This is a genomic window from Leclercia adecarboxylata, from assembly GCF_006171285.1.
Taxonomy (GTDB): domain Bacteria; phylum Pseudomonadota; class Gammaproteobacteria; order Enterobacterales; family Enterobacteriaceae; genus Enterobacter; species Enterobacter barmai.
In genome coordinates this window covers 1,111,342-1,135,716 of record NZ_CP040889.1, presented here as the reverse complement: position 1 = coordinate 1,135,716, position 24,375 = coordinate 1,111,342, and the positions used below count along the sequence as shown (strand labels likewise).

General features: G+C 51.5%; 23 protein-coding genes. 11 read left to right on the top strand and 12 right to left on the bottom strand.

All coding sequences use genetic code 11. From position 1 onward, the window contains the following. Positions 1 to 54 precede the first annotated feature (54 nt). A protein-coding gene (locus FHN83_RS07135) for an IS3 family transposase (protein ID WP_088569307.1) occupies positions 55 to 1,142 on the bottom strand; the annotation gives its coding sequence in 2 pieces (ribosomal slippage) (positions 55 to 890 and positions 890 to 1,142; 1,089 coding nt in all). A 64-nt stretch (positions 1,143 to 1,206) separates the two neighbouring features. Between FHN83_RS07135 and FHN83_RS07130 the strand changes: the two genes are divergently transcribed. Next, positions 1,207 to 2,688 (top strand): AAA family ATPase, encoded by a 1,482-nt coding sequence (locus FHN83_RS07130; RefSeq protein ID WP_139563562.1) that lies wholly within the window; start codon positions 1,207 to 1,209, stop codon positions 2,686 to 2,688. Then, on the top strand, positions 2,685 to 3,569 hold the full coding sequence (locus FHN83_RS07125; protein WP_139563561.1) for a hypothetical protein: 885 nt from the start codon (positions 2,685 to 2,687) through the stop codon (positions 3,567 to 3,569). Before FHN83_RS07130 ends, FHN83_RS07125 begins: the two co-directional genes overlap by 4 nt. 239 nt (positions 3,570 to 3,808) lie before the next feature. On the opposite strand, the gene FHN83_RS07120 is transcribed toward FHN83_RS07125, so the two are convergent. The 5 genes from FHN83_RS07120 to FHN83_RS07100 form a co-directional block, all read right to left on the bottom strand. Then, on the bottom strand, positions 3,809 to 4,534 hold the full coding sequence (locus FHN83_RS07120; RefSeq protein WP_139563560.1) for a molecular chaperone: 726 nt from the start codon (positions 4,532 to 4,534) through the stop codon (positions 3,809 to 3,811). Continuing rightward, positions 4,531 to 5,874: a fimbrial protein gene (locus tag FHN83_RS07115; protein ID WP_139563559.1), complete on the bottom strand. Its 1,344-nt coding sequence runs from the start codon at positions 5,872 to 5,874 to the stop codon at positions 4,531 to 4,533. Before FHN83_RS07115 ends, FHN83_RS07120 begins: the two co-directional genes overlap by 4 nt. Before the next feature lie 16 nt (positions 5,875 to 5,890). Continuing rightward, on the bottom strand, positions 5,891 to 8,404 hold the full coding sequence (locus FHN83_RS07110; protein ID WP_039029859.1) for a fimbria/pilus outer membrane usher protein: 2,514 nt from the start codon (positions 8,402 to 8,404) through the stop codon (positions 5,891 to 5,893). Between the two features lie 43 nt (positions 8,405 to 8,447). Continuing rightward, positions 8,448 to 9,152, bottom strand: coding sequence for a molecular chaperone (locus FHN83_RS07105; RefSeq protein ID WP_139563558.1), 705 nt, complete (start codon positions 9,150 to 9,152; stop codon positions 8,448 to 8,450). Between the two features lie 77 nt (positions 9,153 to 9,229). Continuing rightward, on the bottom strand, positions 9,230 to 9,787 hold the full coding sequence (locus tag FHN83_RS07100) for a fimbrial protein (protein ID WP_139563557.1): 558 nt from the start codon (positions 9,785 to 9,787) through the stop codon (positions 9,230 to 9,232). A 594-nt stretch (positions 9,788 to 10,381) separates the two neighbouring features. On the opposite strand from FHN83_RS07100, the gene FHN83_RS07095 reads away from it, so the two are divergent. Next, positions 10,382 to 11,011, top strand: coding sequence for a helix-turn-helix domain-containing protein (locus tag FHN83_RS07095; protein WP_039029862.1), 630 nt, complete (start codon positions 10,382 to 10,384; stop codon positions 11,009 to 11,011). Between the two features lie 115 nt (positions 11,012 to 11,126). After that, positions 11,127 to 11,744, top strand: a complete 618-nt coding sequence (locus FHN83_RS07090; RefSeq protein ID WP_039029863.1) for an outer membrane beta-barrel protein — start codon at positions 11,127 to 11,129, stop codon at positions 11,742 to 11,744. A 67-nt stretch (positions 11,745 to 11,811) separates the two neighbouring features. Here the strand turns inward: FHN83_RS07090 and FHN83_RS07085 are convergent, their stop codons facing one another. Continuing rightward, the gene (locus FHN83_RS07085) at positions 11,812 to 12,210 is read right to left on the bottom strand and encodes a hypothetical protein (RefSeq protein WP_039029864.1); all 399 of its coding nucleotides are present in this window, start codon (positions 12,208 to 12,210) and stop codon (positions 11,812 to 11,814) included. Positions 12,211 to 12,433: 223 nt separating this feature from the next. On the opposite strand from FHN83_RS07085, the gene yjdI reads away from it, so the two are divergent. Together yjdI and FHN83_RS07075 are read left to right on the top strand one after the other, a co-directional pair. Further along, entirely contained in the window at positions 12,434 to 12,664 is a 231-nt protein-coding gene (yjdI, locus tag FHN83_RS07080) for a 4Fe-4S mono-cluster protein YjdI (protein ID WP_138370514.1), read from the top strand. A 10-nt stretch (positions 12,665 to 12,674) separates the two neighbouring features. After that, a complete protein-coding gene (locus tag FHN83_RS07075; protein ID WP_039029866.1) occupies positions 12,675 to 12,947 on the top strand; it encodes a GNAT family N-acetyltransferase in 273 nt (90 codons plus the stop codon). A gap of 34 nt (positions 12,948 to 12,981) precedes the next feature. On the opposite strand, the gene FHN83_RS07070 is transcribed toward FHN83_RS07075, so the two are convergent. Both FHN83_RS07070 and FHN83_RS07065 read right to left on the bottom strand, forming a co-directional pair. Continuing rightward, the gene (locus tag FHN83_RS07070) at positions 12,982 to 14,211 is read right to left on the bottom strand and encodes an amino acid permease (RefSeq protein ID WP_139563556.1); all 1,230 of its coding nucleotides are present in this window, start codon (positions 14,209 to 14,211) and stop codon (positions 12,982 to 12,984) included. Positions 14,212 to 14,329: 118 nt separating this feature from the next. Further along, entirely contained in the window at positions 14,330 to 14,791 is a 462-nt protein-coding gene (locus FHN83_RS07065; RefSeq protein ID WP_139563555.1) for a multidrug/biocide efflux PACE transporter, read from the bottom strand. A gap of 105 nt (positions 14,792 to 14,896) precedes the next feature. On the opposite strand from FHN83_RS07065, the gene FHN83_RS07060 reads away from it, so the two are divergent. Next, a complete protein-coding gene (locus FHN83_RS07060) occupies positions 14,897 to 15,772 on the top strand; it encodes a LysR family transcriptional regulator (protein WP_039029869.1) in 876 nt (291 codons plus the stop codon). Between the two features lie 72 nt (positions 15,773 to 15,844). Next, complete coding sequence (locus tag FHN83_RS07055; protein WP_139563554.1) at positions 15,845 to 16,372, top strand: cupin domain-containing protein; 528 nt, start codon at positions 15,845 to 15,847, stop codon at positions 16,370 to 16,372. 14 nt (positions 16,373 to 16,386) lie between these two features. On the opposite strand, the gene FHN83_RS07050 is transcribed toward FHN83_RS07055, so the two are convergent. Both FHN83_RS07050 and FHN83_RS07045 read right to left on the bottom strand, forming a co-directional pair. Then, positions 16,387 to 17,163 carry a lysine/arginine/ornithine ABC transporter substrate-binding protein gene (locus tag FHN83_RS07050; protein WP_138370517.1) on the bottom strand — a complete coding sequence of 259 codons (777 nt, stop codon included), beginning with the start codon at positions 17,161 to 17,163 and terminating at the stop codon, positions 16,387 to 16,389. Positions 17,164 to 17,178: 15 nt separating this feature from the next. Then, positions 17,179 to 18,357, bottom strand: coding sequence for a M20 aminoacylase family protein (locus FHN83_RS07045; RefSeq protein ID WP_139563553.1), 1,179 nt, complete (start codon positions 18,355 to 18,357; stop codon positions 17,179 to 17,181). Between the two features lie 235 nt (positions 18,358 to 18,592). Between FHN83_RS07045 and FHN83_RS07040 the strand changes: the two genes are divergently transcribed. The 3 genes from FHN83_RS07040 (at position 18,593) to ltrA (ending at position 22,685) form a co-directional block, all read left to right on the top strand. Beyond that, positions 18,593 to 19,771, top strand: coding sequence for an acetyl-CoA C-acetyltransferase (locus FHN83_RS07040; protein WP_138370519.1), 1,179 nt, complete (start codon positions 18,593 to 18,595; stop codon positions 19,769 to 19,771). A 327-nt stretch (positions 19,772 to 20,098) separates the two neighbouring features. Beyond that, a complete protein-coding gene (locus FHN83_RS07030; RefSeq protein ID WP_139563552.1) occupies positions 20,099 to 20,782 on the top strand; it encodes an oligogalacturonate-specific porin KdgM family protein in 684 nt (227 codons plus the stop codon). Between the two features lie 613 nt (positions 20,783 to 21,395). Beyond that, complete coding sequence (gene ltrA / locus FHN83_RS07020; protein ID WP_225990717.1) at positions 21,396 to 22,685, top strand: group II intron reverse transcriptase/maturase; 1,290 nt, start codon at positions 21,396 to 21,398, stop codon at positions 22,683 to 22,685. 163 nt (positions 22,686 to 22,848) lie between these two features. Here the strand turns inward: ltrA and FHN83_RS07010 are convergent, their stop codons facing one another. After that, positions 22,849 to 24,024 carry an oligogalacturonate lyase family protein gene (locus FHN83_RS07010; protein WP_039029875.1) on the bottom strand — a complete coding sequence of 392 codons (1,176 nt, stop codon included), beginning with the start codon at positions 24,022 to 24,024 and terminating at the stop codon, positions 22,849 to 22,851. Between the last annotated feature and the right edge of the window lie 351 nt (positions 24,025 to 24,375).

Below are 24,375 nucleotides of genomic sequence, written 5' to 3'. Positions count from 1 at the left end.
AGCTTGAAATAAAAGGGTAATCCCCCCATTTTTAGCAGAGGTCAATAGTAGAACTTAGGCTGTGCGCAGCTCATGTTGTCTTGGCGTATAACCACCCAGTGCCATATTCGGCCTTTCGTGATTATAAAACCACTGCCATTCTGTCGCGTAGCGTTGTAATTCATCCAGCGAACAAAATAAATACTGCCCCAGCCAGTCATAACGCACTGTCCGGTTATAGCGCTCAATATAAGCGTTTTGTTGCGGATTTCCCGGCTGAATAAAGTTGAGTTTTATTCCGTTATCCTCCGCCCAGTTTATTAATTCGTGGCTCGTGTATTCCGGGCCGTTGTCACATCTGATTGCGGCGGGTTTACCTCGCCATTCAATGATCTGCTCAAGTGTGCGTTTTACCCGACTGGACGGCAGCGAGAAGTCCACTTCTATTGCCAGGGCTTCCCGGTTGAAGTCATCAATAATGTTCAAAAGCCGAACTGAACGGCCATCTGAAAGCTGATCATGCATGAAGTCCATTGACCAGCATTCGTTGCTGTATTCCGGCACCGCAAGCGGCTCTGGCTTATCACGCTTCAGCCTCTTTTTAGGTTTGATCCGCATATTCAGTGATAATTCGCAGTAAATTCGATAAACGCGTTTATGGTTCCAGCGAAAACCTTTCACATTACGCAGGTACAAAAAGCACAAACCAAAACCCCAGTTCCGCTGGCTGCCTGTAATGCGCAGTAGCCAGCCAGCAATACGCTGATTTTCTACAGAAAGACGTGGCAGATATCGATAGCACGTTTCACTGACAGAAAAAATCTGGCAGGCCAGGCGGATACTGATTTGCTGCGTGCTGACGGCGTGTCTGGCCATCTGTCGGCGTTGAGATGGCCTCACCACTTTTTTGACATAGCTTCCTGAATAACTTCAGCTTTAAGTCGCTCTTCGGCATACATTTTCTTAAGACGCCGATTTTCATCTTCCAGTTCTTTGAGACGCGCCATCAGAGAGGCATCCATCCCGCCAAACTTTGACCGCCATTTATAGAAGCTGGCGCTGCTGAAGCCATGTTCCCGGCACAGCTCAGGGACCGGTGTTCCGGCTTCAGCCTGTTTCAGAATGGTCATGATTTGGCTGTCGGTGAAACGTGATTTTTTCATAGAGATCTCCTCAGTTGAGATTACGAGAAAATTCTACTTATGAACACACTGCTTTTTCGGGAGGATTACCAAAGGAATTAAAATTGATGGCCTTTTTGAAGAGTTTAATTATTCGTTTTCATTTAACCATGATATAAATATTATAACCTCGCCAAATGGATATGGTAAGTCTACCGTACTTAGGCTTATTTACAGTTTTTCGAATGCTAGTTATTTTTCTTTCTTTTCTGAAGTCTTTAGTGAGATAACCTTCCTTATAGAAAGCTCTGATAAGAAAAGCACTTCAAGCTTGATAAATATTGATGATGAGTCCTTCAGCGAAAACTTGGCGCATCATGATGCACAAGAGGAACTTTCTTTTCTCGATGATGAAGCAAACACGCACAATAATAACAAAGCGATACTAGTTCAAATTAAAAAAATGAATAACATTATCTCAATAACAGATCTTACTAATAGGAGGAACAAAACTGTTATTATTGATATTGATTCTGAAGGTGGGGTCAATGAATTATGGACAAAATTCTCTCATGAGTTCCCTTATATTAATCGTGTGTCATATGATCGATGGGAGAATGAATTCACTGGGGAGTCTTATAATAAAGAATCTATCCTCCGAGTTTGCGGTGGTTCAACATTAGCCAGACAGGATATTCCTAATATAGAGTGGGTTGATGAAATAACAAAAAAAATAAAAAGTTATTACATTACTACTGATAGGATAAAAGTTAGCGAATACTCGAATTCAGATGTTCGTTTTGCTAGTGCTAGCTCAAGAAGGCGCGCTGGCATGTCTAATAAGTCTATGATCAATATTCTTGCAACTGATATTAAGTCGAAAATTCAGCAAGGAATTAGAAATCAGTTTGAACTGGGAAGAAGAAGAGAGTCAACTTTCCCACAGCGCTTGATTCAAAGCCTTCAGGGCGGTGAAAGCCCTGCAAGGGTTGACGAAGTCATGAAGTCTATTAAAGATATACAGAAGTATGAGGAGCGATTCTCGTCGCTAGGAATTTTATCAAACGAAAAAGAAAGAACTACAGAGCAACTAAATCAGTTCTTCTCATATCAACACGAAGGGACTGGTTTAACTGTATTGAAGGTATATCTGGATGATATCAAGCTTAAATATAAAGTTCTTGATAATCTTGCTGTTAAGCTTAATCTTTTTAAGAACTCTGTAAATAAATTGCTTTCATTCAAAAAGGTAGAAATTAATTTTGAAAGTGGTTTTTCTATTTCGCCTATAAATAGAAGTGATGTACAGATTGATTTAAGCTGCCTATCTTCTGGTGAACAACATCTTATAGTTATGTTAGGAAAGCTGGTTTTCGGCGCAACTAAAGGTGATGTTGTTCTTATTGATGAGCCTGAGATTTCATTTCACCCTGCCTGGCAAGAAGATTTCATTGACATAATAAATGAAATAAGAAACATAAAAGACTTCACTGTGATTATGGCAACTCACTCGCCAATTCTCATAGGCGGCCGGTGGGAAAATGTTATCGAATTAGCAGAACAACATCATCAGGATGATAGCATATGAGCCAAATGCGTAGAAGTTCTTTAAAAAAATATCAGGAGAGGCCATCGGTCCTGGTTGGCTCAGCCATTCAATCCTTCAGGAGTTTAGGGAAAAAAACCTTATTTGTTGAAGGGGTCAACGACAAAAGTTTTTTACAGCCTTGGGTTAATCAAGGTTATAGATTTGATGGGTTTGTAGGGAAAGAGGCGGTAGAGGGCGTTGCTAGGTATTTTAAAACCGACAACACATCTAAAAAATATTTAGATTCGGCTTTTTTCTTGGCTGATATTGATTATGATTTGACTACTGAAATAGGTACTGTTTCTGGAATTCAATATTTTTTTATAAGTAGTGATAATGAACATATTTATAACGATTTAGATATTTTCATTTTTAACTCTAAAGCTTTGAGAAAGCTTTTATCAAATTTACGCCTAGACATCTCTCATGAAGATGTCGAAGATTTGAAAGAAAAAATTGAAGTTGCGTCACGGATTATTGGCAAATACAGAGCTGCTGATTATAAAATGACGGGTGGTAGTGAAGAAAAAAGCATTCTCAATGGTTTGAATATATTAGACTTTTTTGATCTTAACTCGCTTGTTGTGGATGATGAAAGAATAAAAGATAGCATAAAAAATTGGTCAAGCTCGATGAACATAGATGAACTGATTGATGAGGCTGAAAAAATAAGTGCAAAACATACTGCAAAATGGTCACTTTCTCGCGGGCATGATGTTTCGTTAATGCTCGCTGAACATTTAAAGCATAAGTATGGAAAGCATTTTGTGTCTCAGCAATTTGTAGAGGAGCGGCTTCGCATAGGTTGCGAATTGAATGAATTTCTCAAAACTCATACAGGGCAAGGTCTTCTAGCATTTGGTGCCATTTCCTCAGAATGATGAGGCTAGAACCTTAAATTTGAATGCAGACCTCTATCTAGAGGTCTGTGAATGAACGCTCATACCTCCAATATATCTAGTCCAAAGGGTTAGCATTGTGTGTATAGAAATGTGTATAGAAAATTTTTTGAAATCTCTTAGTTCATTGATTTTACTGAGTTGACTGGCCTTCGTATTATTCCCTTCGCCCGCTCCAGAACCTCTTTCTATGTAAGAACTTATCCCGCAGCTAACCCACGCTATTGCTGCAGCGAAACCATTTTTTCTACCGATACCCCGCTGTCATTTAAATATCGAACACGCAGTCGCGATCCGTCCGGCATGCCCTTAACCGCATCCAGCGGATAACGCCGCGTGCTGAATGTTCTGATCATCATATCGGGTTGCTGGGTGACCTTCTGTTCATGCGTACCCTTTAACAGAGCAAGCGAGGTAAACGAGATATTCAGCGGTGTGGGGTTATTGCACTCAACCGCCCAGCCTTTGCCATCGGGTACCAGACGAAAAGCCAGCTTTTTCACCGCCTCTTCCAGCGTCATGGTGAGACCTTTTGGGCGCCAGAACAGCTTCATTTGCGTATTCATTGCCACCGTCAGGCGTGCAGCTTCAGCCTTTTTTGCCGACAGGGGAGGGATCTCATAAAGATTGATCCAAAAAACGGACTCACGATCGTGGGGCAAAGGATCCTGATTGTAGATAAGCCGTAACCCCTGACGCTCTCCCGGTTTCAGACGAAACACTGCAGGCAGCGCGACAAAAGGCGCGGCGGCAGATTCCGGATCGCCTGTGCCGTCATCCACCCAGCTCTGCACGACCACCGGATACTTATTGGTATTCACCAGCATCAGCGATTGCTCCCGCTTGCCTGCCGGATAAATTACCCGCGTGCCGGCAGCCATAATCCCTGCATGCAGCGGGGATGAGAACAGCAGGCACAGAAGCCAGAGAACAGACCTTTTCATCATTGCATTTTCACCAGCACATACGCCGTTGCATGCACCTTACCTGGCGTTATCTCCTTGCCGCTCAGTTTTTTCAGCGTGGCGATAAAGGAGTAGGTGTAATAGGTGTAGCCGCTCGTCACGCTTCCCATCGCTTTAGCGCCCTGCAACACCGGGTACCAGCCCGCGCTGTTTCCGCCCGGCTTAAGCGTTGCTATACCAGGCTGGCCGACAAAGTTAAGGGTTTGTCCCGGATTAGCACTGTTTGCCAGCGTAATACCTACCCCTTTCGCCATATCCGGGGCGTTATAGTTATCCGACACCAGTGCGCTCACGCCGCCGCTACTGTTGACCAGTCCCAGGGACTGCGCCGCGGCATAGGCGCCTTCAGAAACCTGGAAACCCATCGCCGTCTGCGTATCGGCCACCCCGGACTTAGCCGAATCACTGCACTCAACCTGCACCGAAAACGACGAGCTTGCCCCCATCCCGGCTTCCAGCTCGGCGGTAGAGATTGTCGGCAGAAGGACTATCGGATCCGCACTGCGGGCCACGCAGGTTGGGTTGCTGTAAATGGAGCTGCCGGTACGCATCCCATAGCCAAAGCCGTTATCTGCTCCCCAGAAACTAAAATCTGTAGAGCTATCTTCCCCGACCTCATCGTGGGCGAAAGCAAATGAAACAGAGGGATCGCCGGAAAGCTGAATGTAGGCGTTCGGTTGTATGCAGCTGTATACCTTGCCGGTAGGTTTGCCGTAGGCCAGACCAGAACCATCAGTATTATTGTTTCCACAATAGGCTGATTTAGCAGACGTTCCTGGTAAGGTGCTAATGCGGTACAGCTCGGCCTGCAGCGGCGGGATATCCTGGAGGCGAATCTGAATTTTCCCTGCTGAGGTGGTGGCCCACGAGGTAACGGGCATTTTCTGCCAGGTGCGTTTTAGCGTTATGCCCGCCATGGTCTGACGTAACCCAACGTAAGCGAACCAGGTTGCATAGACGTCCGTCAGCCCATCATTAGTACCAATGTCATAGTAGCCGCCCACCCGGTCATCACCGTTGGTCGCCACCAGGAAATAGATGTTTGCGAGATCCGCCTCGTCACACTCCCAGAGCACCGTCGAGCCCGTCGAGCCGCCATAGGTGTAATTTGTGGGCGGTACCACGACGCTTCCCAGTAAGGAGCCTACCGGAACGAAATACGTATCCGTCAGGTTGATTTTTCCGAACGGAATGATCGCCGTATAGCCGTCCTCCGTTTGCAGTTTAGTGGTCTTAGTGCAACGACTCCATCCGGGCATGGCACTCAGAAGCAGCATCAGGCCAAGGCAAAGTTTCAGCAGCAATCCTCTGTTTGTTTTCATCATCACTTCCTGAACCTTAACCTGAACATACTGACGTTAATCTGACCATGGGCTGCCCGGCTTCGGCGTGGGCGATCGTAAAGGGCAGGTAGCAGCGATCGCTGGGCTGCTCACCCCAGCGCACGGTAAACCGCCCACTGGTTTGTTCACTGCGAACATAGATCTGCCCGCCCTGACCGGTCATGCCGACAATGTTGCCGTTGTCATCCAGGACATCGGCCCCAAGAGGCAAAACTTCCCCGTCCGGGAAGCGCGATTTGATCAACAGCGCCGTGCCGCGACGTGTGCGGAACACCACTTTGCTGGCCGCCCCTGCAACCGGTGCAATTCGTTTTTCGCTATCGACCAGCTCGGCATCGCCATCCATATTTTGCGGATCGAGCGTTATCCGGTTGTAGCGATACGGCGTGACGGCAGGGATAAGCGCATAGCCATTGCCGTCGACGGTTACCTGCTGAGAGTTGTATACCTGGGCGCCCTCGGCGCCTTTCGCTTCAACCAGGGCAAAGGTATCGCTCAGATAGGGGCCTAATGTGATCCCACCCGAATGGATAGCCATCGCGCCCTGGGCATTGCCGGACGCCTGCCAGTATCCCTGGCCCTGCGCGGCATTCAGCCCTACTGTTGTATCGGCCAGGCGCTTCTGCAGGTTCCCGCTGATTACGGTTTGCTTGTACTGCTGATCGCGACTCACGTTGATGCCGTAGTTGGTCGTCTGTTTCTCATCAAGCATGCCTGAGACCGAACTCTGATACTGATCCCCGCCGTTGGTGGAGTGGGTCCAGGAGTTACTCAGGGTCGGGGCGCGCGGATCGGTAGTGCCCAGCGGGATGGATACAGACAGCGATGTCACCGTCTCCATGGTGCCACTGTCGTCATAATCCCCCATCTGCTGACGGGAGATGGACAGGTTCGCGCCGATCCCGTACATGAAGCTTTTGCTGTAACCAAACTGCAGCTGCGTATCCCGGCTGCGGCCATCGCGATAATCCTGGGTTGAGCCTGACAGGAACACGCTCCCGAGCTCCCCAAGGTTCTGATTCAGGGAGAGCTCAAAGCGGGACTGCTGGCTGTAGGTGGTGGACTCCCAGCTTTCGCCTGTTTTCGCGGCCTGGCGTACACCGAGGACATCAGTGAGATCCCGGTAGCCGCTGGTGGAATAGCGATAGCCAGCAAGTGACACCGTGGTGTCCGTTGCCGGAAACGTTTTGCTCCAGGAGAGATGCGCCATTCCCCCGCTGATATAGCCCGTATCCGGGAGTTCGGCATGCGACCAGGTCATGTCCATTCCCAGTGCGCCAAACCAGCTGCCGTAAACCCCGCCCAGCATCACGGCCTGATAAGCATCTGCGAGGCGCAGCCCGCTGTTCATGGTGACGCTGTTACTTAAACCACGTTGCCAGGTGAGATCGCTAAAAGCCGATTCATCGCCGCTATCGAGCGTTTTCCCCATCTCAACGCTGTAGCGAGAAACGCCCGCGCGCATGGACTCGGGAACCGCAGAAAACGGGACGCTGAACCGGTTGACGGAGCCATCAGCCTCGGTCACTTCTACATCAAGGTCGCCGCTATAGCTGGTAGGGTAGAGGTCGGTAATTTCAAATGCGCCGGGAGCGACCGTGGTCTGGTAAATTTCCTGGCCATTCTGACGCACCGATACTTTAGCGTTGCTGGATGCGACGCCGCGGATCACCGGTGCATAGCCTCGCATGGAATCAGGCAGCATGCGATCGTCGCTCGCCAGGCTGACGCCTTTGTAATTCATACCGGAGAAAAAGCGCCCTGACGTCACGAGCTGGCCCATCATCATCTGGCTGCCGATCTTCGGCAGCGGTCTTTGCAGATAGCGACGAATGTTTTGCCAGTCGCTGCCGCTATCCCGGCTCCAGTTCAGGTTGGATATTTGTCGGTACTGCCATTTGCCGAGATTAAGCCCGCCGTTCAGGGATAACCACGCGGAATCCTGATCGTTGGTGTTCTCCCCGGAATAGGAGACGTGGTAGTAGTTACTGATGTAATTGACAAACCCCATCGCACTGCCGACGTCTAAATCGTCAGGGTTAACATAGCCACGCGCATCGTTGCTCATATCCGTTTGCGGCACGCTAAGATTCAGGCGCAGCTCGGCCATATTCATATCGACACTGCTGCCTTTCACCGCCTGGCTGAATAAAAAACAGCCCTTATCGGTTTTGGCGTGCGCGGATGCCTGCGGATCAAATTTAATTCCGGCGCTTTTGAAAAGTTCCGGTGACAGGCAGAGGGCGACGCTATTGTCTGCATCGTTAACAAATTCGACGCTCATGGTGTCGATAAATCGGGTGTTTACATAGACATCTACTTTGTAGATGCCTGCGGCAATACTGTCTTTCCGCGTAAACTGCTCCAGGGTAGCCTGACTGAATTTCCCCCCGCGAAACAGGGCGGGTTCAAAAGTATAATCGTCTGCTGATGAGTCATCAGGACCGCCAGCCGCCAGCGCCACAGGAACAGAAGCGATAACAGCACATAAAATAACAACGTATTTCATTTGCGTTATCCGCCTGTGCGAAATAATGCGTGCTGCTCTTTTTTTACAGCACCCTTTCACTGACGGTATCCATGCCGTAGTCGTTCACTAACGTCAGCCGTAAACGCGCGCCTTTAAGACTTTTTACGGGAGTGGAAAGCGACCATTCACTGGAGGATTTAGGGGCGACCATTACCGAATCCGCCAGGCGGACTTCGCGGCCCTGAATTATCAGGCTGGCCCGGCGAATAACGGCAAAATAGCCTCCAGGGTTTGTCACCTGAATGTTTTTCCCTTTCAGCGCGAAGGTAAGATTCTTCGCAGTATCGCCCTGGCGACCGGTTATTCCCTGAGGACGATAAAATATTTTTACGCGGTTTGTTATGGAGAGGACCAGTTGATTACTGCCTTGATTTGCTGTTTTAGTGGCGGGTAACTGGGTGAAATTCAAATAAAAAATCGCCTCACGATCCTGAGGTAAATTTTTACCTGTGTACATCAAACGCACCGACTGTCCCGCTTTAGGCTCCATGCGAAATATTTGTGGCGTAATAACAAAATCGCCATCCTCTGAAGCACTATTTTTCTGACCCTTGTCCGTCTCAATCTGGACAATATAAGGTTGACTATCCTGGTTTCTTAACTGAACGCATTTTTCCCGGTTCTGGGCAGGATAGATTATTCGGGTGCCAGTCATTACCACGCTGGCAAAAGCGTTCTGGCTGAGAATTAAAAAAAGCGTAACCAGCAAAGTGGAATAAGTGCGCATGTTACGCTCTCCTGAATTATTAATAAATGTGCGGCGGAATTCTGGCTGGAAGTCTTCCTCCAGCCAGTTCAGAACAATCAGAAATAGCTCAGGGTATACTCTGCAACAGCAGTGATTTTACCTGGCTTGGCGGAAGCAGCATCGACCACATAATATTGCGCACCAAAATCATGGCTTGCTGACGTTTCAGTTGCTTTCAGAACCAGACCGCTAACAGAGGTTGGACCAGAAAGGATGACAGGGTTAGTTCCATCGCTGGAAGCGGTTAACTGAATACCGTAACCAACAGCAGCATTATCTGTCGCGCGGTTACCCAGCACCCCTGAAGAGACATCAACATCATATCCCAGGAATTTAGTCTTGATATTAAGATCGGCCTCAGGCGCAGTACATCCACTAACGGAAACAGTGAATGGCGTGAGACCCGCTTTCTGCCCATTTGCCAGCGTCGTTCCAAAATCAGCGGTGGCGACGGTTGGCAGCATCACGACAGAGTTTGTTTGTCCGTTAATATTGACAGAACAAGTCTGATCGGTGACCTCGCCCTGGAAAGTCACTGTAGGTGCTGCAAAAACAGCACAAGGTAAAATCCCTACACCCACAAGCAGTGCTACTTTTTTCAACTGATTAATCATTTTATATCCTTATATAATAATTTAATTTACTCACAACCTCACTCCTGTGAGGGGCGCTGCTTTAAACTTAAACCTTTATATCTCTGCTATAGTGACCTTACCTTTTTAGCGATTTATAAGGGATATTTGAAGTATAAAACAATGAGCGTTGCCAACAATATCCGCTCCAGGATAATAATGGTCAGGAAATAGTGGTTATCGCATCAATACATTTTGACAGTGGCCGTAAGTTAATGTAAGTGCGGGGGAAGGGCAATAAAGCAGAAATTAATTATGCGCAACTGAAATGGTGGGTTTTATTGCCCAGATTATCGAATCTACTCCAGCGTTTTGCCACCTGATATATGCTTACCAACAGTTTACAATCTTCGAACAAGCTCCCCACCTCCCGACCCTGCTCATTGTAAAAAATTTAAAAATAAACAACATAAATTTTACCCGCCGTAGAGATATTGCTATATCTGAATATCGGAAAGTGTTTTAAATCTGCATCAAAGTCAGGGTGCTGCAGAGGCGAATCAGGCCGCACCGCGCAACTTACAGGTTTGCTCCAGAGGCTAATCTGGCTGTGATGCAAAGCTATCAGGTAATACTATGCATCTTATGTCACCCATACGTCCCGAAAATTCCATGCAGCGTTTGTTGGCGGCGCTTGAGCCCATTGCTGATAAAATCCAGGTGATCCCGCGCAAAAGAATGACCTGGAACTACAAAGGCCGTCCCCAGCTCTACTTTTTTCTTGAGGGGGAGCTCTCCATACTGCGTGCCTCCGATGGGCTGCTGATTGTCACCGTGTATGAAGCGCATCTTTTTGGCATTGCAGAGATGATCCAGCCGACGAAAGGCCATATTTTGCGTACCGAATCTGAATCAACAATGTTACGGATTGATGCAAAACTGGCGGCTGAGATCATCTGCCAGCAGGGGTTGTGGGAGGACGTTGCCGCGGTGCTCTCGTACCATACCGCTTATCTGTTTTATCGTGATGCATTAGTCGTGCAACAACGAACCTATTCGGTAATACGTAACCATCTGCTGGAGATGATAACACTGCCGGAACAGACGCGCATGCGAACATCAATTCTGGATTATATTCAGGACAGAACGCTACTTTCGCGCAGCAGTGTATTGAATGTGATCTCCGCGTTGAAAAAAGAGGGCTATATTGCCTTCAAACGTGGCGGTTATCTGCTGGAAATAAAGGCGTTACCCGAAAATTTTTGATTGAAAATTTAATTTTAAACAGAATGATAATTAACCTGACAGCGGTTTTTGTATATCGTTTGCCTACTGAACTAAATAACGAAATTTACCTCCAGTAAGTTTAAACGAGATTGTTATGAAAAAGACCGTTGTTGCTTTAATTATCGTAAGTGCTTTCACGACTACCGCAGCGTTTGCCGCGGGCGATGCCGGAACCTGGTACAGTGGTGGAAAGTTCGGTTGGTCACACTATTTCGATGCCAGTACAGGTAGCAAAGCGCTGGATAATAATAGTGGCTCAAACCATTTTGACGTAGACCATGACAACGTAGGTGGTGGAATTTACACCGGTTACCAGATTAACTCGTGGCTGGCTGTCGAAGGTGGCTACGACTATTTAGGTAACATGCAGATTAAAGGTCATCACAGCGGCGCCGGAGCCACACTGAAAAGTCAGGGGATCCAGATGTCCCTGAAAGCGAGCTATGCCATCACGCCAGAGTGGGACCTGTATGGCCGGGCCGGGGCAATGGGATACCGGGCGGAATCTGATGTAAGCGGTCATAATCGCTTTGAAACCGGTGTTCGTCCGCTGGCTGCTGTGGGCACCGAGTATGCCTTCAACAAAAACTGGGCAGGACGCCTTGAATATCAATGGGTAAGCAACGTAGGTAATGCCAATCAGATTGGGGTAAGCGCTGACGTTAGTACGGTTACGGCCGGGCTGAGTTATCGTTTTGGCCAGAACGATTGACGCACCTCTAGCCATGACTCTGCGTACAAGCCCGGCACTTACCTGCCGGGTTTTTTTATATTGGGGATTAGCCTGCCAGAACCGGTTTTAGCACGATCTGAATCTGCTCCAACCCTGTTTCATTATTTTCTTTAAGGTATTGCTGATTCATCATGGCTAATGCTTCTAATCTGGAAAGGGATGTGTAGACTGGCTGCACATCGCTATCCATTTCGAATATCTCTTTCTGTTTTACATCCTGTAAATATTGTTTTTTTATCGTATCGGTAAGCGTAGCAATATCCTGTTTATTGGTATTGTACAGCGAGGCGATATGTGATGTCGGGACAGGTTGCGTTTTTGCACCAGGAAGCACTAAAGGAATGTGCATTCGATTAATCTGCTCTACTTTGTCTGGTTTTGGCGTGCTACAACCGCTGACTGAAATCATACTGAATAACAGTATAAATGATGGTATGGTTCTCATTATCTGACCTGTATTGCTGAAAAACAGCGTTAATTATCCCGTCTGGATAGGCAGATTGCAGAGTAATGTTGTTTATTTTTAAATATTACGAATGCTTGCCAGTCGAGTTCACATCATGAGCTCCGGTCATAAGGTTTTAAAATTAGCGTTGTCTCAGTAGGTTGAATGATAATATCGCGCTATGCTTGTTCCCGGACCCCATAATAACTACAGAGGCAATGTCATGGATAATGAACTGCTGGAGGCGGGATACCGGGCCTATACCGGTGAGAAAATTGACGTCTACTTCAACACCGGTATCTGTCAGCACTCGGGAAACTGCGTGCGCGGCAGCGCTAAGCTCTTCAACCTGAAACGTAAGCCGTGGATCATCCCCGATGAAGTGGATGTGGATACGGTTGTGCGTGTGATCGACTCCTGCCCAAGCGGCGCACTCAAATACCGCCACAAATAAGCGAGAAACCATGGAAATTCAGGAAGGCCATAACAAGTTTTACGTGAACGATGCCGAGGGCAATCAGGTCGCGGAAATCGTTTTTGTTCCTACCGGCGAGCATCTCAGCATTATCGAGCATACGGATGTCGATCCCAGCCTGAAAGGGCAGGGCGTGGGCAAACAGCTGGTGGCGAAGGTCGTGGAAAAGATGCGCGCTGAAAACCGCAAAATCATTCCCCTGTGCCCGTTCGCCAAACATGAATTTGATAACACCCGCGAATACGACGATATCCGCGCCTGATTCTGAACCTGCAGCCTGCTGCAGGTTCTCTTTCTTAAGCGATAAACATCACCGACACGCATAACACCCCGACAATCAGCGTCAGCACATTGCCGACGGAGCGGTATGGCTTCAGGGCCGGAATGAGGAAGGTCGACAGGGTCGGCATGATAAACAAGATCATGGCGATAAGCGGCCCGCTGATGGCGTAGATCATCGAGATGGCGTTGGGATTAATGCAGCACACCGCAAAGGTGATCAAGGATACGCCCATTACCGACACGGCCCGGTTAAAGGCCCGGCTTTTCTTCACTCCAATCTGATTCAGTGATGATTTCACCATCTCCGTCGCCCCCTCAATCACCCCGAAATAGGTCCCGAGAAACGACTTCGACATGGCGACAATGGCGACCACAATCCCGGAGATCCCAAGCCAGGAGGGGGAGGAGGGCATCATGGACAGCGCCGAGAGAATGGTCACCCCTTCCTCTTTGGCGGCGACGATGTACGACGGTGGGATTGACAGCAGGCAGCTGAAGACGAAGAACAGCACGCTCAGGCAGATAATCAGGTAGGCCACTTTCATGATGCGGGTGCATTTGCCCATCGCGGCATCGCCATATTTCTCCTGTCGATCGACGGCAAAGGTCGAAATAATCGGAGTATGGCTGAAGGCAAACACCATCACCGGAATGGAGATCCACACCTGATGGAGCGTATGTTGATCGAAGGCCATCTGGCTGGTGAGCAGCGACGGCTGCCAGCTGTGGGTGAGATAGAGCGACACCAGCAGGAAGTAAGCGATCAGCGGGAAAACCAGAAAGCCCATCACCCGGATGGTGACGTGCCGCCCCATCAGAAAGATCAGGTTCAGCGCCAGCACCACGCCGAGGCTCACCAGCACCCGCACGGTGGTGTCCACCGTCATATGCTTCGCCAGCTGTTCCGTCAGGGAGTTGGTGATGGCCACGGCATAGATCTGCACCACCACAAAAAAGGCGATGAAATAGAGCGTGGTGATCAGATTGCCGATCTTTTTCCCGTAGTAGTGCGTGACCGCGCCGGTGATCCCTTCGCTACCTTTGGTTTTTGCGCTCAGGATGAACTGGCATAACGCTTTGTGGGGCCAGTAGGTGAATGGATATGCCACAAGGGCGGTGATAAACAGGACGACAGCGCCCGCAGACCCTAGCTGGATGGGCAGAAACAGGGTTCCTGCGCCCACGGCCGTGCCGTACAGGGCAAAGCTCCAGAGGGTCTCTTCTTTAGACCAGATTTTCGACATGAGAGAAACGTATCAACTATAAAACCAACAAAAAGGAGACTATTTTACCATAATGATGGGTTGGGGTCGCAGTTGACGCTACGGGAAGCTGGCCGGAAAGCATTTCCGGCCGGAGGGATTAGTACGTGGCAGCCTGGCGCTGCTGGCGTCGCTTCATAATGCGATCCCGCAGTGTGTCGTACGCCCAGTTATAGACCATGGTGTACGGCAGGAAGAAGATGAAGAAGCCAATTTCCAGGGTGAAGGCCTGCAGCAGGCTCACGCCCAGCACCAGCGACACAATGCCGACGCCGATAAAGATGAACCCGACTTCAAAGCCAAGCGCGTGCAGGGCGCGGACTTTCGCGGTGCGGGGCACCTCATGTCGCGGCCAAAGCTTGTCAAACACAGCGTTAAAGATGATGTTCCAGATCATCGCCGTGGTGGCGAGGATAATGGTTAACCCACCCATTTCGAGCACCGGGCGCTGCATCAGCCATGCGGTGGTCGGAGCGAGAATGGCCGTGGCGATACCTTCAAAACAGACGGCGTGGAAAATGCGTTCCGGCAGTTTTCTGCGTTTAACATCGTTGTGCTGCATAACGTCTTACCTCAAAAATAAGCCAGGATGGGCAAATAATGCGGCTATTTTTATCGTTTAAACTGATATATAAAAGTTAGATCCCATCGATAAAGTAGATACATCATGCGCTACTCACCTGAAGCCTTAACCGCGTTTGTCGAGACGGTGGCGGCGGGCTCGTTCTCCGCCGCAGCCCGCCGCCTGCGTAAAAGCCAGTCCACCATCAGTACCGCCATCGCCCATCTGGAAGACGATCTGGGCTTCGCCCTGTTCGATCGCAGCGCCCGCCAGCCGGTGCTTACCGCCCAAGGGAAACAGGTGCTGGGCTATGTTCAGTCGATTCTGGCCGCCAGCGCCCGGCTGGATGAACTGGCGGTCTCCCTCAGCGAAGAGACCGAAGCGCGGCTGACCTTTGTCCTCTCCGATACCCTGCACCCGGACGTGCTGGAGGATATGCTGTTTCGTTTTGATGAGCGTTTCCCCCATACCGAATTCGAATGTCTGATTGGCGAAGAGGAAGACGTCATCGACCTGCTGCAAAAAGAGCGGGCGCAAATCGGCCTTACCGAGGCGCGGGAGAGCTATCCCACCGACATCGCCGCCGTTCGCCTGCCGATGCAGACCCATATGGCGATCTACACCTCGGCCAGCCATCCGCTGGCCGGGCAACAGCGCCTTGAAGCCGATGAGCTGCACGGCTGGCGGGAGCTGCGCCTGAACACCTATCTGGAGCGGGAACCGGTGCTGGCGCAGGGGCCGGTCTGGTCGGCGCCCAACTATCTGATGCTGCTCAGCATGGCGGTGCAGGGCTTCGGCTGGTGCGCGCTGCCCTGTGCGCTGGTGGAGGAGTTCGCCCCGGCAAAAGCGCTGGTGCAGCTCAACGTGCCGGGCTGGCCGCGCTCGGTGGCGATCGATCTGCTGTGGAATAAACGCTCCCCACCGGGAACGGCAGGCAACTGGCTGCGCCATTATCTGCAGCAAACAGCGGATCCGCTGTGATGAAGGCTGTAGCGGTAGTGAAATAAAAACGCACTACACTTAACTGAGTTTCATCACTGACTGAGAAAACCCATGACCGCTAAAGATACCATTACGCCCCGGGTGCTGATGCTCTCAGCGAAAGACTGGGTGCCGAATAATCCCCATCTGCCGGTGCTTATCTATAAAGGGGTGATAACGGATGGCGATATTGCCAGCCAGTTTGAACAACGGTTCGCCGACAACGGCTGGCCGCCCCAGTGGCGCGATGGGATCTTCGATTATCACCATTACCATTCCACCGCACATGAAGTGCTCGGCATTGCCCGGGGATCGGCGCGGCTGGTCATTGGCGGGCCTGGCGGGGAAGAGATGGAGGTGGAAGCGGGGGATGCACTGTTACTGCCTGCGGGAACCGGACATTGCCGCTTATCAGCCACCCTTGATTTTCTGGTGGTAGGGGCGTATCCGCCGGGCATGGAGTTCGATCTGTGCAAGCAGGCGGCGACCCCAGCGATACTGGCGCGCATCGTTGCGCTGCCGTTTCCTGAGCGGGACCCGTTAAACGGCGACTCGCCTCCCTTAACGCAGTTCTGGAAATCACCGCCCTTCAGCCAGTGAAGGGCGGAACAACGCTATTTGCCGGTATAGATATCGAAGCTGAAGTATTTCGCGGCGAGCTTTTTATAGGTACCGTCGGCGAGGATCGCGGCGATAGCGCCGTTCAGATCCTTACGCAGCTGCTCATCCTCTTTACGCAGGCCGATGGCTGCCCCGGCGCCAAACAGGGCGTCGTCCTGCAGCGCACCGCCGACAAAGGCAAACTCTTTGCCCTGCGGTTGGCTGAGGAAGCTATAATCCGCCATCACCCCTGAGAGCACCGCCCCATCGATACGCCCGGATTCCAGGTCGCGAATCACCTGGTCCGCGCCCTGATAGGCCACCACGTTAACGCCCTTGCCGCGCCACTGCTCGTTGGCATAGGTCTCCTGAGCGGAACCCTGCTCCACGCCGATGGTTTTCCCTTTCAGCTGATCCACGCTGTTGCCGGGAAGCGTGTTTTTGCGTGCCACCAGGAAGGCCGGGCCGCTGTAGATCTTGTCGCTAAAGGCAATCTGCTCTTTACGTTTGTCGGTGATGTACATCCCCGAAAGGATGGCATCAAACTTACGCGCCTTCAGGGACGGAATGATGCCGTCGAAATTGCTTTCAACCCAGACGCATTTCGCCTGCAGCTGTTGGCAGATGGCATTGCCCAGATCGATATCGAACCCGACCACCTCGCCCTGCGGGTTCTTGGACTCAAACGGGGCAAAGGTCGGATCCACGCCAAAACGCAGCTCTTTAGTCTCTGCCGCGAAGGCGGATGAGGCAGCCAGCAGTGCCACCAGCGGTAAAAGGTATTTTTTCATTATTCTGTCCCTGTTTTAACGGCAATAGTTTTCAACCAGACGGGCAAAGAAGGAGGCCCCGGTGGTGATGATCTCGTCATTGAAGTCGTAGCCGGGGTTATGCACCATGCAGCCGCCTTTTTCCCCTTTCACGCCGTTGCCGAGCAGGAAGTAGCTTCCCGGACGTTGCTGCAGCATAAAGGCAAAATCTTCGCTGCCGTTGGACGGGGAGACGCTGTCGAGTACCGCATCTTCACCAAAGAACTCCACGGCCAGCTGGCGGGCAAAGGCGGTCTGTTCCGCATCGTTCACCAGCACCGGGTAGGAGTCATAGATCTCCACTTCGCTGGTGGCACCGTAGCTGCGGGCGGTGAAATCGGCGAGCTCCTGAATGCGGCGGATCAGCAGGTCGCGGATCTCCGGCTTCATCGAACGTACCGTCAGCTCCATCACCGCGCTGTCCGGGATCACGTTGGAGGCAATGCCCGACTGGAAGGTGCCAACGGTGACGACCGCGGTTTCACCCGGCGGCACGTTACGCGCCACAATGCTCTGCAGGGACATGATCAGGGCCGCGCCGGTCACAATCGGATCCACGGTGCGTTCCGGATGCGCGCCATGCCCGCCGTACCCTTTCAGGGTGATTTTGACGGTATCGGCGGAGGCCATAAAGTTGCCCTCATAGAAGCCAAATTTCCCGGTCGGCAGGTAAGGCATATTGTGCAGGGCAAAAATACGATCGCAGGGGAAGCGGTCGAACAGCCCTTCTTTGATCATCAGATCCGCGCCGCCAATGGCCTCTTCGGCGGGCTGGAAGATAAGGTGCACGGTGCCGTTAAACTGGCAGGCGTCGGAGGCGATGTATTTCGCGGCGGCTAATAAAATGGCCGTGTGGCCGTCGTGACCGCAGGCGTGCATTTTGCCCGGCACGGTGCTGGCCCAGGGTAAGTCGGTGGCTTCGAAGATCGGCAGGGCATCCATGTCGGCGCGCAGGCCGATGGATTTTGTCCCCTGGCCTTTGGCGATCGTGCCGACCACGCCGGTTTTGCCGATCTCCCGCGTCACCTTGTAGCCCCAGCCTTCGAGCTGGCGGGCCACCAGATTGCTGGTATTAAACTCCTCCAGGCTTAATTCGGGGTTGGCATGTAAATGACGACGGATGGCGATGATCTCTTCTTCTGATTCTTTTATTTCTGGAATGATACAGTCGGACATTTGTTACTCCAGTGTTAACGCGTGTTTGCATTCCTAACTTATCGTCACGTCGTCGGTAATGCCAACGAGTTATCTAATAATTACCGTGAAAATTATCAATTGCGTGAATACATCACGGGGCGTTAATCCGGGCTCACGGATTCTTTGTGATAAAACTCACTTTTTTTAAACAATTACATCATTAGTTGATAACAACCCTCTACTATGGGCGGTGTCATTTTGCACAGAGGTAGAGATGAAAGACGTCGTGATAGTGGGTGCATTGCGTACCGCAATCGGCTGTTTCCAGGGAGCGCTTTCACGCCATTCGGCAGTGGAGTTAGGCAGCGTGGTGGTGCGCGCGCTGGTGGAGCGCAGCGGCATTGAGGCACACGAGATCGACGAAGTGATCCTCGGTCAGGTGCTGACCGCCGGCGCCGGGCAAAACCCTGCCCGCCAGGCCGCGCTAAAGGGAGGATTACCCAACACCGTCTCTGCCATTACCATCAACGACGTGTGCGGCTCCGGCTTAAAGGCGCTGCATCTGGCGACCCAGGCGATCCAGTGCGGCGAAGCCGATGTGGTGATCGCTGGCGGCCAGGAGAACATGAGCCGCGCGCCGCACGTGCTGACCGACAGCCGCACCGGGGCGCAGCTGGGCAATAGCCAGCTCATCGACAGCCTGGTGCATGACGGCCTGTGGGACGCGTTCAACGACTACCATATGGGCGTCACCGCAGAAAACCTGGCGCGTGAATATGGCATCACCCGCGAATTGCAGGATGCCTACGCGCTGAGCTCCCAGCATAAGGCCCGGGCCGCTATCGACGCAGGCCGCTTCCGGGACGAGATTGTGCCGGTTGTCGCCCAGAAGCCCGGCGGGGAGAATCTGCTGGTGGATACCGACGAGCAGCCGCGCACCGACGCCAGCGCAGAAGGGCTGGCGCTGCTCAATCCTGCCTTTGAGCTTACCGGTTCGGTTACCGCCGGAAACGCCTCCTCTATTAATGACGGGGCCGCAGCGGTAATGATGATGAGCGAGAGCAAAGCGGAATCGCTGAATCTGCCGGTGCTGGCGCGGATCAAAGCCTTTGCCAGCGTCGGCGTCGATCCTGCCTTAATGGGGATCGCCCCGGTACACGCCACGCGCCGCTGTCTGGAGCGGGCGGGCTGGCAGCTGGCGGACGTTGATCTGATCGAAGTGAATGAAGCCTTTGCGGCTCAGGCGCTGTCGGTGGGTAAAATGCTGGAGTGGGATGAACGCCGGGTCAACGTCAACGGCGGCGCCATTGCGCTGGGCCACCCTATCGGTGCCTCGGGCTGCCGCATTCTGGTCTCGCTGGTGCATGAGATGGTGAAACGCGATGTCCGCAAAGGGCTGGCAACGCTGTGCATCGGCGGCGGACAGGGCGTGGCATTAGCCATAGAAAGATAATCGCGTTGATATATATCAACCAAAACAGGCCTCCGACCCCGGAGGCTTATTTGTTTGTGACCCCCGTCATATTTTTACCCTTGTAAGTCAATTCTCAAACACCCTCGAAATATTTAACGCATTCACTGAATCGCTAATAACGATTTAGTGTGATCGCGATCCGTTAAATTCCCCTTAAAACTCCTCTTTTGTTGATATTGCTCACGGCTGGCTTTGCCAAAAAAAATGAAACAAATAATTACGATCATGATCACTAAAATTACGTATTTAAAAAAATAAAATGCAATTCCATAAAAACGAAACATCATTTTAAACGAGGGTTTTTCCATGTTTAAGAAATCTCTGGTCCTTGCTTCACTTATTGGCGCTTCTTTCGCAGCTCAGGCTGTCACCGTGGATCTGCGTCACGAATACATCGATAGCGGCTCGAACGCAGACCGTGTTGCGGTTTCGCACCGTTTCGAAAATGGTTTTGGTTTTTCTGTAGAAGCAAAATGGAAATCAGGCGGCGATAAAGCTGACCAGCCATTTGCGGATGTGGTGGGTAACGGTCACGAAGATCAGATCAGCTGGCGCTGGAAAGCCAACCAGAACATTGCGTTAACACCAGGTTTTACGCTCGAAAGTAAAGACAGCTTCACCATTTATAAACCCTATCTGCACGCGCAATATAGCTTTGATAATGGCTTCTATGTCGCAGCCCGTTATCGCTATGACTACACCCGTTATCCATCAAGCTCGAATAAAGACGATGATAAAGTTAACCGTGGTGATGCGTGGATTGGTTGGGTAATGGGCGACTGGCGCACCGAGCTTAACTACGTATACGCGAAAAGCTCCGAAGGAACGATTCGTAATAATAACAAAGATTACTCCCAAGAATATAACGTCAAGCTGGCGTACAAAATTGATAAAAACTGGGCACCGTACGGCGAAGTGGGTAACGTCGGTGTGAAAGAGACCGATGAACGTCAGACCCGTCTGCGTGTCGGCGTTGCATATTCATTCTGATAACAAGCAGTACCTCCGGGATAAACCGGCTCTTATGAGCCGGTTTTTTTATATGTGCGCCAGGCATGGCGCGTTGCGCGCAAGCGCAACCAGCTTGGCTGTGGTGGCCTCGCTGGTGACTTGGAGGTGAAAGTCCTCTACACACCCGGCAAGGGGAAGTGTTAGCCAGAGGCAAGGGTGTCGCGGGTGACCGCGAATCTGAAGGAAGCCCGAGGCAAAATGCTGGCCTGACGAACAGCAAGCGGATAGAGGCGGCGCAGCGGGGTAAAGGGGCGTGTTTCCCTAAAGCCCAATACTTGCACGGGACGCTGCGACGTAGATCCGACAGGCATAAGCAGGAAGGTCGCGCGAATTACCCTGGGAGATCTGCACGTTTGCCACAGTGCTACCGAGCGTCGAGAGGCGACGGGATGAACGTGCAGAAGTCAGCCGAGGCCGTAGTAAGTGGCGGATAACCGCGTCACCAAGGGCCGAACAAGTTATGCCGCCAGTAGGCGTCAAAGTCTCGTTGAATACCGAAATGCAGAAATTTCTCCAAGAGAAGACTGTTACTCCGAGTCCCGGACAGTATCCGAGGATGACGGCTGACAGCGCACAGGTATCGGCGGCGTCTGTGACGTGGACGAACGCGGAGCCGGACACGCTGATGGAGCGGGTGCTTGCACCCGCCAACCTCAGACGTGCGTACCAACGCGTAGTCAGCAACAAAGGCGCGCCGGGTGCCGATGGCATGACGGTCGAGCATTTGTCAGGCTACGTGAAACAGTATTGGCCGACCCTCAAGGCTCGGTTGTTGGCAGGCGAGTACCACCCGCAAGGTGTACGTGCCGTCGAAATCCCCAAGCCCAAAGGCGGGACAAGGCAGCTGGGTATCCCCAGCGTCGTGGATCGCCTGATCCAACAGGCTCTGCTGCAACAGCTCACGCCGATCTTCGACCCTCTGTTCTCGGATTACAGCTACGGCTTCCGTCCGGGTAGAAGTGCTCACCAAGCCATCGAAACTGCCCGTGCCCACGTGGCGGCGGGTCATCGCTGCTGCGTGGAACTCGATCTTGAGAAGTTCTTTGATCGGGTCAACCACGACGTGCTGATGGCCTACATCGAGCGTCAAATCGAAGATAAACGTGTGCTCACGCTGATCCGTCGCTATCTCGAAGCGGGAACGATGTCAGGTGGACTCGTCAGCCGACGGCAGGAAGGGACGCCGCAAGGCGGCCCGCTCTCGCCGTTGCTGTCGAACATTCTGCTCAACGAACTCGACCACGAGCTAGAACGACGGGGCCATCGTTTCGTACGCTATGCCGACGATGCGAACATTTATGTGCGCAGTCGTCGCGCAGGTGAGCGGGTGATGGCCAGCGTTGAGCGATTCCTGAGGCAGCGCCTGAAACTGACGCTGAACCGGGAAAAGAGCCGAGTAGCCGGGTCGTGGATGTGTGATTACTTGGGCTATGGGATGAGCTGGCATCGACAGCCACGCTTACGAGTGGCAACGATGAGCTTGCGTCGCTTGCGCGACCGGCTCAGAGAGCTGCTGCGCGGAGCGCGGGGCCACAAGATGGCGAGTGTCATCGAGCGGATAAACCCAGTGCTGCGTGGCTGGGCAGGCTACTTCAAGCTAAGTCAAAGCAAACGGCCACTTGAGGAAATTGACGGCTGGGTGCGTCGCAAGCTTCGCTGCGTCGTCTGGCGTCAATGGAAGCAGCCCTCAACGAGGGCGCGTAACTTGATGCGCCTGGGGCTTAGCGAAGCGCGCGCCTGCATATCAGCGTTCAATGGTCGTGGCCCATGGTGGAGCTCAGGGGCATCTCATATGAATCAGGCATTGCCGAAGAAACTATGGGATCAACTTGGACTAGTCTCGGTACTGGATACGATAAACCGGCTTAACCGCATAGCTTGAACCGCCGTATACGGATCCGTACGTACGGTGGTGTGAGAGGACGGCGGATGTAAATCCGCCTCCTACTCGATCTGATATCTGGCGGTGCTGATAAAAGCGGACAATAAAAAAAGCCCTCCATAAAGGAGGGCAAGGCCAGTTACAGGAACACAAACACTAACATTTATTCACGCAATAATTCAGGTTGCTCAGGAAGCTTCGCAATATAGAGAGCAGGTTTGCCGTCTTTATCAGAACTAAACAGAACCGCTTTATCATCCGGGGTAAAGGAAGGGTGCGGATGGGTCACCTGGCGGCTGTTGGCCACGGTTGCCCAGGAGGTATCGTGACGCGCGATGCGGAAGTAAGCCTCTTTCGCCACGTCAAACGCGTAGAGATACGGATCGTTGTCGATGGTGTAGCCGCTGGTATCTTTCACATCCACCGGAGTGCCGGAACCGTCCCCCACCAGCAGCGTGCCGTCAAAGTTACTCATCAGATGCGAACAGGCTGGCATCTTCATTACCGCTTTGTTCTCGCCGGTATCCGGGTTGAAGCTGTACACGGTACGCCCTTGCTCACCTTTCAGATAAGAGACATACACCAGCGCCGAGCCGTTCGGGACCCAGAATTCATGGGTGCAGCTTTCGCCTTCGGCGTGCTCTTTCACCTTACGCACGTTGCTGCCGTCTTCGTTGACCATCCACATGCGGGCATCCACCAGATCGTGTGGACCTTCATGGCAGAACGCGACGGTATTGTCGTCAAACGGACGGTAAATCGGGTGACCGAGCCAGTTTTTCTCTTCGTGGATCACGCTGCTTTCGCCGGTCTGTAGATCGACCCGCAGCAGGCGGCAGTGCGGCCCTTTATGGAAGAAGTCGTGGAAGATTTTCCAGTCGTTCAGCGGCGTCCAGTCGCTTTTCGCGATTTCGATACCGACCAGTTTGGTGCAGTCGCTGTTCGCCACCCAGGTGCCATAGCCGACCCAGTCGTCGCTGACGCGATAGACTTCGCGCTCTTCAAAGGTGGTCAGATTGACTTCCCGCAGAGTGCGATCATTCTTAACGTAATAGAGGGATTTATCATCCGGCGACAGGAAGCCGCCGAAGGTGTTATCACCCGCGCCTTCGGTTAACTGCACCGCTTCGGCGTTTTTCAGATCCAGCAGATAGTAGTTCCAGTGGCCATCGAATTCACCGGCAAACAGCAGGTGGCTACCATCGTTGAAAAAGCACTTTTGGTAGAAGTAGTTACGATGACAGGTAACTTCAGGGGGGGTCAGGCGGGTCACTTCCACGCCTGTATCCGGATCGCGACTGACCTCGTAGTTCAGTTTGACCCGCATACCTTTTGCCATGATGCACTCCTTGAATTCGACGGCAGGATCGCGCCTGCGGTCCGATCGGTAAAATATGAGTTTAAAAACTGGGTGTTAAAATATCAAAACATCGTTTCAGTGTGTGTGACTGGTGGCGCACTTCTGAAGGAAAACCCCGCTGACTCATCAAATTCGTTAAATTCGTTGAGTTTTATCTCATCGGGTCATTAATTTTTAAACCTTTCATAACTGATTGTTTATTATAAAAATTAACGCTAAAGAATTAAAAAAATGTTTAAAGAAAGCGTTGTCAACTCCCTGACAATCGTGATCGCAACTGCAATTTTGAGATTAACTTGCAGAAAAAGTGAAACATCGTTTTTAATGTAA